The sequence below is a fragment of the Chryseobacterium cucumeris genome (assembly GCF_001593385.1).
In the GTDB taxonomy this organism is placed as follows: domain Bacteria; phylum Bacteroidota; class Bacteroidia; order Flavobacteriales; family Weeksellaceae; genus Chryseobacterium; species Chryseobacterium cucumeris.
Genome location: NZ_LUVZ01000023.1, coordinates 297982 through 311799, shown reverse-complemented (window position 1 = coordinate 311799; position 13818 = coordinate 297982). Strand labels below are relative to the sequence as shown.

Here is a 13818-nt window from a genome sequence, read left to right as displayed (position 1 = left end):
ATATAATAAAAAAACGGAGCAAAATAATTTTGCTCCGTTTTTGTTTTTATTAATCGATTTTAATTTTCTCTTTCAATATATTCTTGAGAAAACTGTATTCTTTCTCATTCATTGATTTTCTGGGAAACATGTAACTGTATTTTCCTTCAACAGAAATAAATTCATGAGTGCTGTCAAAGTATTCAAAATCTTTCCATTCGCTGGTCTCTTTTTCGCCATCAATATTGACTGTGAAAAAGTTATTATCAAATCTTATTTCGTATACTTTACATCTTTCAAGCGTGCTCAGATAATGATTCACCTGTTTTTTCCATCTTGAAACTTTATTAACGCTGACTGATAAAAAAACAGCACAAAGCAAAAATATAAAACTCAGGAAGTATAAAACGCCTGCATTTTCTTTACTCATAAAGTCTTTTAATAGAAAAACGATGAAAACAATCACTGCAGCAACTATGGTAACGATAGTTTTACTTTTTGTAGTAGGTGAAAAAAGCAGACTTCCCTGATTACCGCTAAAATAAATATCTTCAAAAATCTTCCTGTCCGGCTTTAGTGTAATCACCTTTTCTTCATTCATAATTATAGAGTTTGCTTTAAAAAGCTACAAAACTAAACTAAATATCTTCATATTGATCACTTATAGCAGAAAGTTTATTCATCAGTTCTCTGTTTTTGCGGTTCAGGGCATCCAGTTTTTTCAGCATATTATGAATCACTTCAAGGCCGGGCAGGTTAATTTCGAGATCATAATGCCAGTTGGCAAATTTTTCCAGATCGGGCAGATCTTCATACATCAGATAATGAATATTATTCTCAATATGAATATTCAGCAGCCCATAGTCTACAAGATCATCAAAAAAAGTGATTTCTATATTATAGATTTTTACGAGTTCTTCCCGTGATATTCTTTCACTCATAGCTTAGGAATTTTTTAGTTGTTCAAAAAGTTCTTTCTGCTTTTCGGTAAGGTTGGTTGGCAGTTTCACTTCATAGGTTACAAAAAGATCACCGTGTTCTCCTTCTTTTTTATAGACAGGGAAACCTTTTCCTTTAAGCCTTACTGTCATTCCGGTTTGGGTTTCCGGTTTTACTTTAAGGTTTACACTTCCATTCAGCGTATGTACTTTTACTTCGCCACCTAAAACGGCTGTGTACAGATCAATGGTTACTTTGGTTTTCAGGTCATCACCTATTCTTTCAAAATCCGGATCAGCAGGGATATTGAAGGTGATATATAAATCTCCGTTTGGCCCACCATTTACTCCGGGATTTCCATGTCCTTTTAATTTAATCTGCTGTCCGTCATACACTCCTGCAGGAATGGTGATTCTTACTTTCTTTCCATTGATTTCAAAAGTTTGCGGATGCGTGGTTGCAGCGTCTCTTAAATTGAGATTCAATTCGGCAGTGATATCCTGTCCTTTGAATTTACCGGAGGCTCTTCCTCTTGAACTTCTGCCAAATCCACCGCCTGCACCGCCAAACATATCCTGGAAGAAATCTGAGAAATCTTCACCTCCACCAAAATCTGCACCGGAATATCCTCCGTTATAACTTTGCTGTTGATACTGTCTTTGCTGTTGCTGCTGGGCTTTTTCGTATTCTTCGCCGTGCTTCCAGTGTTCTCCGTACTTGTCATATTTTGATCTGTTTTCCGGATTACTCAGCACTTCGTTCGCTTCATTCAGTTCTTTGAATTTCTTTTCTGCTTCTTTGTCTCCGGGGTTGAGATCGGGATGATGTTTTCTTGCCAATTTCCGGTAGGCCTTTTTGATATCATCCTGTGTTGCGTTTTTATCTACGCCTAAAATTTTATAATAATCTATATAAGCCATAGAAATGAGGTTTACTCAAATTTATGAATTTTAGGTCTGAAAATTGTATAACAGAATGTTAAAAATAAACCTATCTTTGATAAAAACCCATACATGAAAGATGTATTGAAAAACTATTCTGGAATCATATTTTTACTTTTAGGAATCATTGTTGGAAGCATCATAGGAATTGTTGCACCCGGTTTTGTGGAATACATTAAACCTTTGGGAGATATTTTTCTGAATCTTCTTTTTGTGAGTGTGGTTCCTTTGGTATTTTTTGCGGTATCCAATTCTATTGCCTCTCTGGAGCAGCAATCTAAATTTGGAAGAATCATCCTTGTAATGGCTCTTACTTTCTTATTTTTTATTCTCACAGCAGCTGTTTTCACAATTTGCGCGGTCTATCTTTTTCCGGTTTCAGGGGTCTCTGGAAGTTCTGAGATGATAACAGAAGCGGCCAATGAGGATACATGGGGCAACAGAATTGTAAGTTTCTTTACAGTAGGGGAATTCACAGATCTTTTCTCAAGAAGAAATATGCTGGCTCTTTTGGTATTTGCTTTCCTGACAGGGTTTGCAGCCAGAAAAACAGGAGAAAAAGGACAGCCTTTCAGAGTGTTTATCGCTTCAGGATATGAAGTGATGAAAGAACTTCTTCTGCTGGTGATGAAGCTTGCTCCTATTGGTCTGGGCGCTTATTTTGCTTATCAGGTCGCTACTTTAGGGCCACAACTTTTTGGATTTTATGCTAAACCTTTAGGGTTATATTATATTGCAGGAGTTATTTATTTCCTTGTGTTCTTTTCCATCTATGCGTTTATGGCGAATGGGCAAAAAGGAGTGAAAAGCTTTTGGACAAATGCGATCTACCCTACTTTGACCGCCATAAGCACATGCAGCAGTTTTGCAACAATGCCTGCTAATTTACAGGCGGCTTCCAAAATCGGGATTCCGAATTCTATTGCCAATCTGGTGATTCCTATCGGGACTACACTGCATAAAAACGGATCTTCCATGTCATCTATTATCAAGATTTATGTAGCCTTTTTAATTATTGGAAAGGATTTTTTTGATCCTGCCAATCTGCTTTTAGCTTTGGGGATTACTGTTTTTGTGAGTATTGTAGCGGGTGGAATTCCTAACGGCGGGTACATTGGTGAGATGCTGATGATTTCTGTTTATAAACTTCCTCAGGAAGCAATTCCTGCCGTAATGATCATCGGAACTTTAGTGGACCCGTTGGCTACTGTTCTGAACGCTGTAGGAGATATTGTGGCTGCCATGTTTGTCAACCGGTTTGTGAAAGTCTGACTTATTTTTGTTAAATCACACTATTCACTACGTTTTACCGGTTCGAGGTTTTCATATTCTTCCGGGGTAAATAGCCTGTAATGAACCTTAAAAGTTTTTCCCAAAGGAGTTTCCAGGGAGAAGCCGCCAGGTCCGAAACCGTCTGTAACATCAAGGGTAAAATGTGAATATTTCCAGTATTCAAAAAGGTCGCGGTCTATCCAGAACTCATGCCCATTAATGGTTCCGATCATAGCATCATTCATTCTGGGAAAAAAGCCTCCTTTTTCGAAGCATTGTGGCTGGGTTCCTTCACAGCATCCGCCTGCCTGATAAAACATCAGAGGGCCATATTGCTCTTCCAGCTTGTCAATTACTTCAAGCGCTTGTTCTGTTGCGGAAAGTCTTGATATTTTTGTTTCCATTGTTTTTATTTTGGTTTAATCCAAACCTTATATTGATAAAAGATCCCGGTAAAATACATTCTAACCGGGATCAGCAACACATCATCAAATTAATTTGAGCCGGCAATATCTAAAACGATTCTGCCGTCAATCTGTCCTTTTTTCATTTTATCAAATACATCATTGATATCTTCCAGCTTTGCTGCAGTAACGTTAGCTTTTACCAATCCTTCATTGGCAAAATCCAGTGCTTCCTGCAGGTCTTTTCTTGTTCCTACAATAGAACCTCTTACGGTAATTCTTTTTAAAACCGTTTCGAAAATCGGAAGTTCAAAAGATCCGGGAGGAAGTCCATTGAGAGCAATGGTTCCTTTTCTTCTCAACACATCGATTCCCTGCTTGAAAGCAATAGGTGAAACTGCAGTAATTAAGGCACCGTGCATTCCACCGACTTCTTTATGCAAATATTCTCCGGGATCTGTGTTTTTTGCATTGACTACAAGGTCTGCTCCTAATTTTTTTGCAAGCTCAAGCTTATCGTCTGCTACATCAATAGCGGCTACGTGCATTCCCATTGCTTTGGCGTACTGAACGGCTACATGCCCCAGTCCTCCGATTCCTGAAATGGCTACCCATTCTCCGGGTTTTGTTTCTGTTTCTTTCAATCCTTTGTAAACTGTGACTCCGGCACATAAAATAGGGGCAATTTCCAAAAAGTTAACATCAGATTTCAAATGTCCCACATATCTTGAGTCTGCAATGACGTATTCTGCAAATCCACCATCGACACTGTAACCACCATTTTTCTGTGCTTCACAAAGGGTTTCCCACCCTGTAATACAATAATCACAGCATCCGCAAGCACTGTACAGCCATGGAACACCTACAGCATCTCCTTCTTTCACAAAAGCTTCCGGTCCGCAGGCTACTACGATACCAACTCCTTCATGTCCCGGAATAAGAGGCATTTTGGGTTTTGCAGGCCAATCGCCATCCACAGCGTGTAAGTCTGTATGACAGACTCCACAGGCAATTACTTTGACAAGGACTTCATATCTTCCGGGTTCTCTTACAGGTACTTCTTCTATTTTCAAAGGTTGGCCGTAGCCCTGAACTACTGCCGCTTTCATTGTTTTTGGAATCATATCTTATTTTTTGGATTGAGTTATTTGGGGTTATTTGTTTTTATCTCCACTTCTGTAATTTCCCTGCGTGAGGGATAGGAAGGGCGGCGAGGAACGAGCCGGTGCGAAATGCAATGGAGCACCGAAACGAAGTGCAGCCCTGGATAGCCCGACCGTGTTGCCCTGGAAAAAGCCAAGGCAATCGGGCACGTCCTAAATAATATTAAAAGAAACCTAGCTTATTCTTGTTATAAGAAATCAGCATGTTTTTGGTTTGACGGTAGTGATCGAGCATCATTTTATGGTTTTCTCTTCCAATTCCTGATTGTTTATAACCCCCGAAAGGTGCTCCGGCCGGATAAGAGTGATATTGGTTTACCCATACTCTTCCTGCTTCAATCTGGCGTGGAATATTGTACAACTGGTGAGCATCTCTGGTCCAGACTCCGGCTCCAAGACCGTAGATGGTATCATTGGCAATTTTTACAGCTTCTTCTTCATCTTTGAAAGTGGTAAATGCCAGCACCGGGCCGAAAATTTCTTCCTGGAAGATTCTCATTTTGTTGTTTCCTTTGAAAATCGTAGGCTGGATGTAGTATCCGCCTTCAAGATCTTCACCCAGGTTGTTTACAGCTCCTCCTACAAGCACTTCTGCTCCTTCTTCTATTCCCAATTGAATGTAAGAGAGGATTTTATCTTTCTGAATCTGTGAAGCCTGTGCTCCCATCATCACGGTTTTATCCAGTGGGTTTCCTACTTTGATGGCTTTTACTCTTTCGATTACTCTTTCGATAAAAGCATCTGCAATTCCTTCCTGAACAAGAAGTCTTGAAGGACATGTACAGATCTCTCCCTGATTCAGGGCAAAAAGAACGGCTCCTTCTATGGCTTTATCTAAAAATTCATCATCTGCATCCATTACTGAATTGAAAAAAACGTTAGGGGATTTTCCTCCCAATTCCAACGTTACCGGAATAATATTTTCTGTAGCATATTGCATTACAAGTCTTCCTGTAGCGGTAGAACCGGTAAATGCTGCTTTTGCTACTTTCGGATTAGTAACGAGAGCTCTTCCAAGTTCTGCTCCAAATCCGTTAACAATATTAATAACTCCTGCCGGTAAAAGGTCACCGATCAATTCCATTAAAACCATAATGGAAACAGGTGTACTTTCTGCCGGTTTCAACACGACGCAGTTTCCTGCAGCCAATGCGGGAGCCAGTTTCCATACTGCCATCAGTATCGGGAAGTTCCATGGAATGATCTGAGCAATCACTCCAAGAGGTTCGTGAACAATTAAGGAAACAGTGTCTTTGTCCAGCTCGTTATGCGATCCTTCATCAGCACGGATTACTGAAGCAAAGTATCTGAAATGATCAATGGCTAAAGGTAAATCTGCCGCCAATGTTTCCCTTACTGCTTTTCCGTTATCTATTGTTTCTACTGTAGCCAGATATTCTAAGTTTTGTTCTATTCTGTCTGCAATTTTATTCAGAATGATGCTTCTTTCTGTGGAGGAAGTATTCTTCCATGTCTGAAATGCTTTTTCAGCGGCATCTACCGCTAGCTCCAAATCTTCTTTGGACGAATGGGCTACCTGAGTAAATTTTTTCCCATCAACCGGAGAAACTACGTCAAAATATTGTCCTTTAACAGGTGGAGTGAATTTTCCATCAATATAGTTATCGTATCTGTTTTTAAATTCCGGACGCTGTAAAAGTGTGGTTGATCTTGGTTCTGTAATAGTGCTCATATTAGTATTGTTTTTATTTTTTCGATAATGCCAAATTACACTGAGAAGCCAAAAAGAGTATAGCACAATCGTATAAAAAAAGTGGAAAATAGTGCAAGGAGTTCAATTTTAGTATTTTATTAACAGCAACATACTCTCAAATTTTCTATATTTGAGTTACCTCCGATTCAAAAAAATTTAGAAATGAATAACAATAGTAAGATTTTATTAAATACTCCTGAATTACGTAAGGAAAACCAACTATTGAGTCTTGTTGAAAACCAGACGAAATTCAATCTAAATAATTGTGAGTTTAGTATTTATGAGACTCATAAGGCCGCTTTTAATGTAAAACTTCATTTTGAAAATATTGCATTTACAGCGATGCTGAGAGGTAAAAAACATATGAAACTGGATAAGAAGACCAATTATTTTGATTACTATCCGGGGGAAAGTATTCTGGTAGCACCGGGTGAAACGATGGTGATTGATTTTCCGGAAGCGGATGAAACGCCTACACAATGTATTTCTTTAAGCCTTAATCCCGATTTTATTGAGGATTCTCTTAATTATCTCAATTATCATCTTCCAAAGGCGGATGAAACTTCGCAATGGAATATTCAGCTGGATGAGTATTTTCTGTTTAATAATAAATCGCTGGCTTCTGCTACCAACAATATCATGAGAATTGCCATGGATGATAACTCACAAAAGGATATCATGGCAGATTTTGCACTGAAAGAACTTCTGATTAGATTGATGCAGACTCAGGCAAGAGGCATGGTGGAAAAGAATATTGTTAAAAATAAATCGAGAATTGGATTTGTGGTAGATTATATTAAAAGAAATCTGCACCAGAAATTGTCTATTGACAGTATTGCCAAACTGGCTTATGTAAGCAAGTCTAATTTCTTTAAAATGTTCAAAGACGAACTGGGTACTTCTCCTAATGATTTTATTCTGCAGGAGAGAATTACCAGAGCAAAGGAATTATTAGCCAGCCAGACCAGTATCAAGGAAACCGCTTTTCAGACAGGTTTTTCTGATACCAATTATTTTACAAGGGTATTTAAGCAACTGGAAGGAGTCACTCCGAAAAGTTACCAGGATCGTATGGTCATGAGATAACTTATTTATAAAATATCAATAAAAAAGAGCCCTATTGAATAGGGCTCTTCGTCTATATTATTAAAAATTAAATTTTAATACTGATCATTCTGCTTAATGTTCGGGTTTGCCTGAATAGCAGAAATAGGAATTGGCCACTGCCACTTGAAGCTTCCAGCTGCAAGAGTTTGTGCAACAGCAGGAGTACCTGTACCGTCAAAAAGGTCTCCTTTACCTGATCTCTGAACAGGAAGGTTTAATCTCTTCAATGTATACCATCTGTCATTTTCAAATGCAAGCTCCAATCTTCTTTCTTTCAGGATCGCATCTAAAAGAGCCTGTCCTGTTTCTGTACCAGGAGTAAATACAGTATATCTTTCAGCTCTTAATTTATTTAAAAGAACTAAAGCCTGTGCTCCATTACCTGTTCTGTAATATGCTTCTGCAACGTTTAGCAACACTTCTGCTCCTCTTAAATATCTTACAGGAACGATATTAGATGGTAAACCAGTAATACCTGCATATTTTGTAACATGATTATACTTTTGTTTACTATATACATCAGTAGTAAAATAAGCAGATTTTCTTACATCATTATTTGTATATGCAGTATATAAGTCATAATCTACAACAAACTCTGATCTTAAAGCTGGAACGGCTTGATTGTAAGCAACACCTACTGTGTTTTGCTCAGCTGCAGAATTTGATACCTGGAATAAAACTCCATCATTAACATCTCCTTCTTTTTCTTTCCAAATCTTATAGAAATTAGATTTTAGAGTAATACTTGAAGAAATTCCTAATGCCAATTCACCATATTTAATAGTGTTAGCATAGTCTCCTCTGTAAAGGTTTACTCTTGATAATAATCCGTAGATGGCAGCTTTGCTCAATCTTCCTTTATCCAAATCATTTTGGGTAATATTATCAGCCGCAAATAATAAATCTGCTATCACTTTATCATATACCTGATCAACAGTAAGATTTCTTGATGATGTATTATTTAGAGGAGAATAGGTTTCTGAATAATAAATTCCAATTGTATTCTTAGCACCTGCAGATTGAGTTGGGATTTGAGAATATGCTCTTACAATATCAAAATGAGCTATTGCTCTTAATGCTCTTGCTTCAGCTTCCAAATTTGTTTTCTGTGTTCCAGATAATACTCCGTTATTGATGTATTTCAAAACAAAGTTAGCTCTGCTGATCACAAGATAAGCAGCAGTATACAACCCTGTTGTCTGTGAATTATCTGATGAGAATTCGAAGTTTGATGCTGCAAAGTTGGTATTTCTTCCTGTAGTGGTACGAACAAGATTATCAGTGGTAAGATCACCCATGATAAGCTGGTTTCCTGTATCGCTGGTATAATATCCAGCTCCTTTAAGAGCTGCATAGGCTCCATCCATAGCCTGTCTGAAGGTCTCAGGTCTGGTCATTGCCTGCTCCTGATCTTCATTGATTGACGAGATTTGATCTAGATTTCTGTCGCAAGACGTTAACGTAACAAACATGGTTAACGCAGCTAAACTTATTTTTATTATATTCTTTTTCATAAAGCTATTCAATATTAAAATTCTAATTGCAGTCCTACCAAGATTGTTCTTACAGCAGGGTAAGTATAAAGGTTATATGCTCCTGGAACAAACAATGCTGTAGATTCACCAGATCCTACTGAAACCTCAGGTTCTCCGTGGAATTTAGTCACTGTAAATAAGTTTTGTCCCTGTACATAAGCTCTAAGCTTATTGATTGGTGATCCTTCTCCAAGGAATGCTTTATCAAATGTATATCCTAATGTAAGTGATCTTAATCTTAAGTAATCTGATTTTTCAATCCACTGATCAGAATCACGCATACCGTTTGAGTCAACTTTCTGGAATACTCCTGTATCTCCAGGGTTTTGCCAAACCTGAGCAGCAGCCTGAGCCATATTTCTACCTGCAACAGCCAACGTTGGATCCACAGCAGCAGCATACATGTTGTTATAAGTATATCCACCTAGCTTAAATGCGAAATCAGCACTGAAATCAAGTCCTTTATATTGAACTGTAGTTCCGAATCCACCAAAACTTTTTGGGAATGGAGATTTATCGGTAAGAGGAACTGCATTGGAAGCACTGTAAACATCAGTAACATTTCCTGCTTTATCATAATATAATGCTTTCCCATTGCTTGGATCTACTCCGGCAAATCTAACATTATAGAATACATATGGAGTTTCTCCCACTTTAAGATAAGTATCTCCTAAATTTCTTTCCGACTGGCCATCTGCTAACTTGTCAAGAACAGACTTCTGGAAAGAAATATTAGCATGTAGATTCCATTGGAAATCTTTCTGCTTGATTACATCTACACTAAGTTCAACTTCAAGACCTTTCTGAGACATATCTCCTGCATTGATATACTGGTAGTATCCACCTTCCTGTTTATCCAAAGGCACAAGCTGTACGAAATCTTTTCTCTTGTTCTGATATACTTCTACGGATCCACGAACTCTTCTGTTCCACATTGTGAAATCAACCCCTAAGTTGGTAATCGCATTAGATTCCCATTTAAGATTGCTGTTCCCGATAATAAAATTACCTTGTGAAAGCGTACTAGGATATGAAGTACCGTTAGTACCATATAAACCGTAGCTGATATTATTGACATTATAGTAATCAGGCAAAGTACCATCGTTACCTGTTGTACCGTAAGATCCTCTAAGCTTTAAATCATTAATAAACCCACCTTTCATGAAGTCTTCCTTCGCGATATTCCAGGCAGCACTTGCAGACCAGAAAATACCACTTTGGTTATTGGCACCAAATCTTGATGAAGCATCTCTTCTCAATGACCCTGTTACCAAATATCTTCCTTCATAATCATAGTTTAGTAAACCTGCTAAACTGAATAAAGTATTTCTAACCTTAACTCCGGTAAATGTATTTCTGTCAGAAGGTGTTGTAATAGATGGAACATTGATTACCGGAGATTTCAATCCGTAAGCCCCGCCATTCATTGTTTCATTGTAGTTATCGTTATATTCGATAAATCCTAAGAAATCAAAGTTGTGGCCTCCATATGATTTTTTATAGTTAATGGAGTTATTCCAAGTGTAGTTAAAGGTATAGAATGAATTTTTGTTCAATGAACCTGTTGGAACTTTGTTCACTGTGATATCCAGGTTTGAACCTTTTTTCAACCACTGAGTTCCCATGTACCAATCAAAAAGTCCGTTAAAGTTTGTTTTAAACTTCAGACCATCGATAATTTTATATTCTGCGAATAAAGTAACCGGAATTCTCAGTCTCTGATCATCTAATCTATAGTTACGGATCTGCTCAACAACGTTAGAACCAGCTCTCATTGTCTGATTATAACTTCCATCGGCGTTATAAACCGGCTCATATGGAGCATATTTATACATTGCTCCAAATGGGTTCTGCGTATTGTTTCTGTCTCTGAAATTCTGAGTTTCCTGATACTGAACACCTAGGTTAATCCCTACGTTTAGTTTTTCACTCAGTTTATTGGTAAATCCAAAGTTACCTGTATATCTCTTAAGTCCGTCGATATCTCTGATAATCCCGTTATCAGAATCATACCCTAAAGAGTAATAGAAAGTACTTTCTCTAGATCCTCCCTGGGCACTGAATAAGTAAGATTGAATGCTTGAAGGCTTTAACAGATCTTTTTGCCAGTTGTGATCATAGGCAGCAAGTGCATCCATTTCTTGTTGAGTCCTTGGTTTAAATCCAAGGTACCCTAATTGATTCTGGAAATCCATCAACTCCCTGGAATTCATCATGGTATAGTTCTTGTCTCTCAACTTTTCACTGAAACCAAACTTAGTCTCGAATGAATAGTGAGTTTTCCCAGCTTTTCCGGCTTTAGTAGTTACTACAACCACCCCATTTGCACCTCTCGCACCATACTGTGCTGTAGCAGCAGCATCTTTAAGAATTGAAATAGATTCTACGTCTGCAGGGTTGATTGCACTGAACTGTCTTGCAGTCATATACATACCATTTACTACATAAGTAGGCTCTGAAGAACCACCAACACCGGCAATACCTCTTACCTGAATGGTAGCAGCAGCACCTGGCTGTCCGGTAGTACTTTGTACAAATACCCCTGATGCTCTACCCTGTAAAGAGTTACCAATAGATGTTGTAGGAGAGTTTCTTCTGATTTCGTCACCCCCAACAACAGCCTGAGCCTGGGTAATTTCATCTGCTTTTTTCTTCTGGTATCCAGTAACGATTACCTCATCGATCTTATTCTCCTTCAGAACAGAATCATTCTTAGATTTTTGCGCAAAAGCAGCTTGTCCTAAAAAAAACAAAGCTCCTGCACTTAATACATGTAACTTCACATTCATATTAACAGATTTTAATATATTCAAGGGACAAATATGTAGATAAATATCTATACCATCAATTCATTAAACACTGAAAACAGGCTTCCAGAAAGGAGAGATTCACACTCATACTTAAAAAATGATGGAGAATTATTTTAATTACATTTAAAAAATTAACAAAAAATAAGTCAATTTATATATTAACGGAATTTTAATAAATTTGAAAATTAAAATCAATTTACTAAAAGAATAAAAATTAGATTAAAAAAATAAACTTAAAAATAATTTTTGATTAAAAATTTGAATTAAATCAGTTTTAAATTTTTACTAAAATAGAGAAAAAAACGACTTATTTTCTTAAATTTTATATAAAAAACACCCCTTTATATCCGCAGAACCCCGTTTTAAAAGAGGGTCGCTGAGATTAAAATTTAAAAACTGTTAATTTAATATTTACAGAATTTAGTTAATACATAAGAAGTATACCTACATGTTACGTGTATTTTTTTAACCATTTCACTCATAACATTAAAAATAATCCAAGCATAAAAATCATGAAAACCAACAGGCTTTTTTCCATTGATAAAAAAGAAAAGCATCTCAAAATATGAGATGCTTTTATATGATTTAATAGAAGATAATCTTACTTCTGATAACTATAATACCTAGCTCCAATTAAAACCGGATTTTCAGCCTCAATAGAAACGAGTCCAAAACCTTTATATTGATTATTTACAGATTCCTTCAATTGTTTTCTGTGAAGTTTCTCATAGGTATCAAAATCAACAGAAGTTCTTTGGTTTAGTTTTTCGAATAAATTCCATTTCTCTACTACTTTTCTCCAGCCATCAGACACTTTTCCTGCAAAAACCTTTGATTTTGAACCACTTCCATAACCTATAAAACCAATTTCTTTTCCTGTAAGTTCTTCATTTTCATTAAAAGATGTTTGTAATGCGGAAAGAAATGCCATAAAAATAGAAGCCGTGTACATATTTCCGATCTCAGAAGAAGCTCTCTGGGTCTTTTCTATCTTATCATTAATTAGTTTCAGATAATTTTCTGACTTAGCAATTGCTTTCTGTTCGTCCGAAGTTTCATAAGAAAGACCATTCTCCAGACTATATATTTCTGTGAAAACTCTTTTTCCATGGAAGGCATAAGGAAGATGAAAGATAATGTACTTCCAGTTTTCATATGGTTTATCCTGCCCTGTTAGCTCTTTATAGTGATAATAAGCTTCTTTTATTCTATCCTGATAGCACTGGTTAGAATATTGTCCGTCAAAAACAGGTTCATCCGTGAAAATTTCAATCTTTTCGGGATAGGCTTCCGGAGCTCCACTCAAGTCTTCTTTATTATATGATCTTCTCGGTTTGAAAAAATCAAAGACACTTTCTGAAGCAACTCCCCAATTATTTTCTATTACAAGAAGATCTGGTTTTGAGGAAATCAAAAGAGCAACAGCACCACCTCCTTGTGTATATTCTCCTGATGAAGCCAATTCATATTTTGCATAATCACTGGCAATCACCACTGCTTTTTTGTCAGGGTTTATTCTTACAAAGTCTAGCGCGTTATGCAATGCATCTACTCCTCCTACACAAGCAAAAGTCATATCAAGTACGTCACAGTTTCTGAAACATCTTGTTCCAAATTCTTCTTCCAATACTTTTTCTACCATTTGTACAGCATAGGAAGCTGTAGGCTTTGCAGCGTCCACTGCGCTTTCTGTTCCAAGGTATACTCTTGCTATTTCTTTAGGATTGATTTGATAGTCTTTTATAAGCTTTAGTAATGCTTCTGCTGCAAAGGTGGCAGCATCTTCGTGAACATCAGAAAGTCCCATTTTATGAAGACCTAAGCCTTTTTCCAATTTTGCTGGTTCTATTCCTCTTTTTTCTGCTAAATCCTTAATTTCCAAATATAAACCAGGCACATAATAACCCGCTGCTTCAATTCCAAAACTCATAATTGTCCAAATTTTAAACGAATT

11 protein-coding genes are annotated in these 13818 nt (G+C 37.1%); 2 read left to right on the top strand and 9 right to left on the bottom strand.

The window, feature by feature from the left end:
* Window positions 1–49: 49 nt before the first annotated feature.
* Genes A1704_RS13850 through A1704_RS13840 form a run of 3 tightly spaced genes read right to left on the bottom strand, consistent with a single transcriptional unit; the run spans window position 50 to window position 1838 of the window.
* On the bottom strand, window positions 50–580 hold the full coding sequence (locus A1704_RS13850) for a hypothetical protein (RefSeq protein WP_062674319.1): 531 nt from the start codon (window positions 578–580) through the stop codon (window positions 50–52).
* Between the two features lie 37 nt (window positions 581–617).
* Complete coding sequence (locus A1704_RS13845; protein WP_062674316.1) at window positions 618–920, bottom strand: chaperone modulator CbpM; 303 nt, start codon at window positions 918–920, stop codon at window positions 618–620.
* A 3-nt stretch (window positions 921–923) separates the two neighbouring features.
* The gene (locus A1704_RS13840) at window positions 924–1838 is read right to left on the bottom strand and encodes a DnaJ C-terminal domain-containing protein (RefSeq protein WP_062674314.1); all 915 of its coding nucleotides are present in this window, start codon (window positions 1836–1838) and stop codon (window positions 924–926) included.
* A 93-nt stretch (window positions 1839–1931) separates the two neighbouring features.
* Between A1704_RS13840 and A1704_RS13835 the strand changes: the two genes are divergently transcribed.
* Complete coding sequence (locus A1704_RS13835) at window positions 1932–3131, top strand: dicarboxylate/amino acid:cation symporter (RefSeq protein ID WP_062674312.1); 1200 nt, start codon at window positions 1932–1934, stop codon at window positions 3129–3131.
* 20 nt (window positions 3132–3151) lie between these two features.
* Here the strand turns inward: A1704_RS13835 and A1704_RS13830 are convergent, their stop codons facing one another.
* From A1704_RS13830 to A1704_RS13820, 3 genes are all read right to left on the bottom strand, one after another.
* Window positions 3152–3535, bottom strand: a complete 384-nt coding sequence (locus A1704_RS13830) for a DUF779 domain-containing protein (protein ID WP_062674311.1) — start codon at window positions 3533–3535, stop codon at window positions 3152–3154.
* An 89-nt stretch (window positions 3536–3624) separates the two neighbouring features.
* Entirely contained in the window at window positions 3625–4659 is a 1035-nt protein-coding gene (gene adhP, locus A1704_RS13825) for an alcohol dehydrogenase AdhP (protein WP_062674308.1), read from the bottom strand.
* A gap of 202 nt (window positions 4660–4861) precedes the next feature.
* Window positions 4862–6391, bottom strand: a complete 1530-nt coding sequence (locus A1704_RS13820) for an aldehyde dehydrogenase family protein (protein WP_062674306.1) — start codon at window positions 6389–6391, stop codon at window positions 4862–4864.
* A gap of 183 nt (window positions 6392–6574) precedes the next feature.
* Between A1704_RS13820 and A1704_RS13815 the strand changes: the two genes are divergently transcribed.
* The gene (locus A1704_RS13815) at window positions 6575–7498 is read left to right on the top strand and encodes an AraC family transcriptional regulator (RefSeq protein ID WP_062674304.1); all 924 of its coding nucleotides are present in this window, start codon (window positions 6575–6577) and stop codon (window positions 7496–7498) included.
* A gap of 74 nt (window positions 7499–7572) precedes the next feature.
* On the opposite strand, the gene A1704_RS13810 is transcribed toward A1704_RS13815, so the two are convergent.
* The 3 genes from A1704_RS13810 to A1704_RS13800 form a co-directional block, all read right to left on the bottom strand.
* Window positions 7573–9033, bottom strand: a complete 1461-nt coding sequence (locus tag A1704_RS13810) for a RagB/SusD family nutrient uptake outer membrane protein (protein ID WP_062674302.1) — start codon at window positions 9031–9033, stop codon at window positions 7573–7575.
* Window positions 9034–9047: 14 nt separating this feature from the next.
* Window positions 9048–11843 (bottom strand): SusC/RagA family TonB-linked outer membrane protein, encoded by a 2796-nt coding sequence (locus tag A1704_RS13805; protein WP_062674300.1) that lies wholly within the window; start codon window positions 11841–11843, stop codon window positions 9048–9050.
* 622 nt (window positions 11844–12465) lie between these two features.
* Window positions 12466–13794: a hydroxymethylglutaryl-CoA synthase family protein gene (locus tag A1704_RS13800; protein WP_062674298.1), complete on the bottom strand. Its 1329-nt coding sequence runs from the start codon at window positions 13792–13794 to the stop codon at window positions 12466–12468.
* Between the last annotated feature and the right edge of the window lie 24 nt (window positions 13795–13818).